The organism is Marinobacter sp. L-46, assembly GCF_056859535.1.
This window is the reverse complement of the sequence record NZ_JBSXOP010000024.1, coordinates 1-3,967: the sequence shown is the minus strand read 5'-3', so window position 1 is coordinate 3,967 and position 3,967 is coordinate 1. Positions and strand designations below refer to the sequence as shown.

6 protein-coding genes, 4 tRNA genes and 1 rRNA gene are annotated in these 3,967 nt (G+C 57.2%); all 11 read left to right on the top strand.

Features of this window, described 5'->3' with window-relative positions; translation table 11 throughout:
* Nucleotides 1–87, top strand: a 5S ribosomal RNA gene (gene rrf / locus AC13DJ_RS01735); the annotation flags it as partial.
* Nucleotides 88–196: 109 nt separating this feature from the next.
* The gene (locus AC13DJ_RS01730) at nt 197–535 is read left to right on the top strand and encodes a hypothetical protein (RefSeq protein WP_482932764.1); all 339 of its coding nucleotides are present in this window, start codon (nt 197–199) and stop codon (nt 533–535) included.
* Nucleotides 498–797 carry a hypothetical protein gene (locus AC13DJ_RS01725; protein ID WP_289128009.1) on the top strand — a complete coding sequence of 100 codons (300 nt, stop codon included), beginning with the start codon at nt 498–500 and terminating at the stop codon, nt 795–797. The genes AC13DJ_RS01730 and AC13DJ_RS01725 overlap by 38 nt, the downstream gene beginning before the upstream one ends.
* Before the next feature lie 108 nt (nt 798–905).
* Complete coding sequence (locus AC13DJ_RS01720; RefSeq protein WP_289128007.1) at nt 906–1,871, top strand: biotin--[acetyl-CoA-carboxylase] ligase; 966 nt, start codon at nt 906–908, stop codon at nt 1,869–1,871.
* Entirely contained in the window at nt 1,868–2,602 is a 735-nt protein-coding gene (locus tag AC13DJ_RS01715; RefSeq protein WP_482932763.1) for a type III pantothenate kinase, read from the top strand. Before AC13DJ_RS01720 ends, AC13DJ_RS01715 begins: the two co-directional genes overlap by 4 nt.
* Nucleotides 2,603–2,709: 107 nt before the next feature.
* Nucleotides 2,710–3,243, top strand: a complete 534-nt coding sequence (locus AC13DJ_RS01710; RefSeq protein ID WP_482932762.1) for a hypothetical protein — start codon at nt 2,710–2,712, stop codon at nt 3,241–3,243.
* Nucleotides 3,244–3,274: 31 nt separating this feature from the next.
* Nucleotides 3,275–3,350: transfer RNA gene (locus AC13DJ_RS01705), tRNA-Thr, on the top strand.
* Nucleotides 3,351–3,390: 40 nt separating this feature from the next.
* Nucleotides 3,391–3,474: transfer RNA gene (locus AC13DJ_RS01700), tRNA-Tyr, on the top strand.
* A 10-nt stretch (nt 3,475–3,484) separates the two neighbouring features.
* Nucleotides 3,485–3,559, top strand: a tRNA-Gly gene (locus tag AC13DJ_RS01695).
* 13 nt (nt 3,560–3,572) lie between these two features.
* Nucleotides 3,573–3,648: transfer RNA gene (locus AC13DJ_RS01690), tRNA-Thr, on the top strand.
* Between the two features lie 52 nt (nt 3,649–3,700).
* Nucleotides 3,701–3,967, top strand: a 267-nt coding sequence (locus AC13DJ_RS01685) for a GTP-binding protein (protein WP_482936967.1), incomplete at its 3' end; no start/stop codon positions are given.

Below are 3,967 nucleotides of genomic sequence, written 5' to 3'. Positions count from 1 at the left end.
CCTGATCCCATCCCGAACTCAGACGTGAAACAGACCAGCGCCGATGGTAGTGTGGTTCGCCCATGTGAGAGTAGGTCATCGTCAGGCTTTTAATACCAAAACCCCCGACAGCGTTGCTGCCGGGGGTTTTTTCATTTCAGGTCTGGGAAAAATGAAATCGCACCGAATGCATAGATCGCGGGCGAGGGTTGTTTTGATGCCTTTTCCCAGGAGATCCTCGTTCTCCAAGGCCTTCTTGCCATCCCTGATGTTCGGCCTTTCGCTGTTACCCGTCATTGCCGCCGCAGAACTCGAAAAGCTCAACGATGGCGAACTCTCTGAAATCGACGGTGCCGGCATTGGCCTGATACTGGAAGACTTCATCTTCTCCCACCGCACGGATGCGCCGGACGTCAACGGTGAGCAGGCCCGGATTTTCCGCATTGCGGGTATCCAAAGCACGGACGGCCGTGAGGTCGATATCACCGTTAACCACCGTTACATCGCCGGCTCTGACAGTGACTACGGAACGAACCAACCCGGAATTCCGCAGTAACGTTCATGGCACTGCGATACTGCTGAATGATATTCACACCAGCGACGGCGGCGATTTCGACGGCGTTGGCCAGGACGACAATACCTGCGGTATCCGAACCGATCTTGCAGTTGATGTGTATCCAACCCGGGTCATCCGAACGGTTGACGGTGTAAAGCGGGTTGAGCACCCTCTCGGGTTCGCCGTGCAGACGGCGGTATACGGTGCTGTGTTACAGAACGTGGATATTCGGACAAACCTGACCGCAACTCCTATCCCCTGATGACCATCCGGCATGAGAAAAGGGCAGCCCGGGCGCTGTCCTTTTGTTTTTTCGGCCGTCCTGTTGTTTAATCCGGGGCTGATTCTTTGCACCCCTGGAACCGGTTTCATGAAATCCAACACCTTGTTGTCACTGCTGAGCGATCGCGCCGTTCATTCCGGAGAGTCCCTGGCGAAAACCCTGGGGGTATCCCGCACGGCTGTCTGGAAGCAACTCCGTAAAATCATGGATGAAGGCGTAGAGATAAAAACTATCCGGGGGCAGGGCTATCAGCTGGTCACACCGGTAGACCTGCTGGATCGCGGGCAGGTGTTGGCGGGTTTACCCGGCGAGCTGTTGTCCGGTATCAACCTGGAGGTATTACCGGAAGTGGGTTCCACCAATGCCGAGGTGGCGCAGCGTTTATCCGGCGCCGGAGGGGCTATACCGGTGGTCATTGCCGATTGCCAGACTGCGGGGCGCGGTCGCCGGGGGCGTAACTGGGCAAGCCCGAAAGGGCAGAATCTGTATCTGAGTATGGGGCTGACCCTGCAGGGTGGGTTCGCCGCGCTCGAAGGTTTGAGCCTGGTCTTGGGCGTAGCCGTGGCCCGGGCTTTGGAGGCTATGGGTGCCGAAGGTGTTGGCCTGAAGTGGCCGAACGACCTGTTTGTCGATGGCAGGAAGTTTGCCGGTATCCTGGTGGAGATCCAGGGGGAATTACAGGAAGGTGTCGTCCAGGTCATCGCTGGTATTGGCATCAATGTGCATATGACCCGGGCGGAAGAGGTCGATCAGCCATGGATCAGCCTGGCTGAGCGCTGGCCGGATATAGCCTGGGCGAGGAATGCCCTGGCGGCAAATGTTATCAGGGAGATCCTGGGTACCGTTGATACGTTCGAGCGACAGGGCTTTGCAGCGTTCAGGAGTGCTTGGCAGCGAAGGGACATATTCAGCGGCCAGGAGCTGGTCAGCCGTGGTGGCGAGGTTGCCGGAACCGGCGCCGGTATCGATGACGGCGGTAACTATCTGTTGAAAACCGACGCTGGGGTGGTGCCGGTTCGAGCGGGCGATATCAGCCTTCGGGTGCAACCATGATGTTGTTGGTCGATTCCGGTAATACCCGGATAAAGTGGCGTTTGGTCCAGGGGGGTCAGGTGAAGGCTGAGGGTGCAGCGATGCTGGACGAGAAGGCGCCTTTTGCAGGCCTGGCGCCCTTCGGTCATGACATTACCCGGGTTGCCGTATCTTCTGTCGCATCCGAGCAGAATTGCCGGGAGCTGGAGCAGGGCCTGTCCCGCATTACCCGTGCGCCGGTAACATTTTACTGGTCTGAATCATCCCGTCAGGGACTGGTGAACTCCTATCAGGATGTCCGGAAAATGGGCGCTGATCGCTGGCACGGAATGGTGGGCGCTTGGTCGCGTTATCCTGGCGGGCTTGCAGTTGTTGACGCGGGGAGTGCGGTTACCGTGGATTACGTGGCCGAAAACGGTGCCCACATCGGGGGCTATATACTGCCAGGGCTGAGAATGATGCGCCGAAGCCTGAAGCTGGATGCCGCCCGTATCGGGTTCGAACACGATGACCAGATCAATACCTTGCCCGGTCGCTCAACCGGGGAGTGCGCCAATCATGGGCTGGCCTGGCTGACCCTCGGGGTTATCGAGCGTATTAATGCTGACGCCAGGGTTCACAATTTACGCCGTGTGTTGCTTACCGGCGGCGATGCTCAAAGATTTGTTGATCTCGGCTTGCAGGCCGAGGTTCGTCCGGGCCTGGTGTTTGAGGGGCTTCAGGCCGTAGCACAGGGTGGGCAGGGCGAATGAAGTGGATTGCGTTCTTTCTCCTGGCCGTCAACCTGTTGGTGTGGTGGTTTCCCCAGTGGCAGGGTGTCGGGGGAGCTGATTCTTCGTCCGGAGGAGCCTTGCCCAGGGTGACCAGCCTGAAAACATCAGAGCCTATGGCACCTGTACCGGAGCCCGGCGCGGAAACCCTGTGCGTGCGTGCGGGATGGTTTGACAGCGACGCCGAAGCGAAGGCGACGGGAGAGGCCGCGGGGCTGGACTACGTCGTCGAAGAGCAGGAGGTGGAGCTTGCTCCACTGAATTGGGTCTTGATACCCCCCCAGCCGGAACAGGCGGCGATGGACCAGTTCCGGGCCTTGTCGGCCCGGGGCATAGAATCCTATGTGGTGGCGTCCGGAGAGTACCGGAATGCCATATCCTTGGGGCTTTTTGAATCCCGGGAAGCTGCTGAAACGGTACTGGCAGAAAAAAAACGGGATAATCTTAATGTAGTACTGGCCAAGTTCCCCCGTAATCGTATAGGATACGCCCTCGTTTTTGATGTTGAATCTGACCGGGAAACCGAGACGGTTCAAGCGGTTGAAGCGGAAATCGGCAAAAACTTCGAGTTTGTTGAAAGTGGTACCTGCAAAGGTGTTGCAACGCCGAAAAAAAATCCGTAGTATACCGCCCTCGCTGACGAGGCGAATGTGAGCTGGCGTAGCTCAGTTGGTAGAGCAGCTGACTTGTAATCAGCAGGTCGGGGGTTCGATTCCGTCCGCCAGCTCCACTTTAAGGTTTTAGCAGATTCGCAACAGCGAATTTGTACGGGAGGGGTTCCCGAGTGGCCAAAGGGATCAGACTGTAAATCTGACGCGAAAGCTTCGCTGGTTCGAATCCAGCCCCCTCCACCACTAATTGCTCGCGGGCATCGTATAGTGGCTATTACCTCAGCCTTCCAAGCTGATGACGCGGGTTCGATTCCCGCTGCCCGCTCCAATTTGGTTTTAATGCTCATGTAGCTCAGTCGGTAGAGCACATCCTTGGTAAGGATGAGGTCACCGGTTCAATTCCGGTCATGAGCTCCACTTTTTTTTCCGGTCAACGTTACGATCCTGGTTGATTAGGGGGATTGGTCGAATGTCTAAAGCAAAATTTGAGCGTAACAAGCCGCACGTAAACGTGGGCACCATTGGTCACGTTGACCATGGTAAGACCACTCTGACAGCCGCCCTGACTCGTGTATGTCACGAAGTATGGGGCACTGGCGAGAGCCGTGCTTTCGATCAGATCGATAACGCACCGGAAGAGCGTGCGCGTGGTATCACCATCGCGACCTCCCACGTTGAGTACGATTCTCCGACCCGTCACTACGCTCACGTAGACTGCCCGGGCCACGCTGATTAT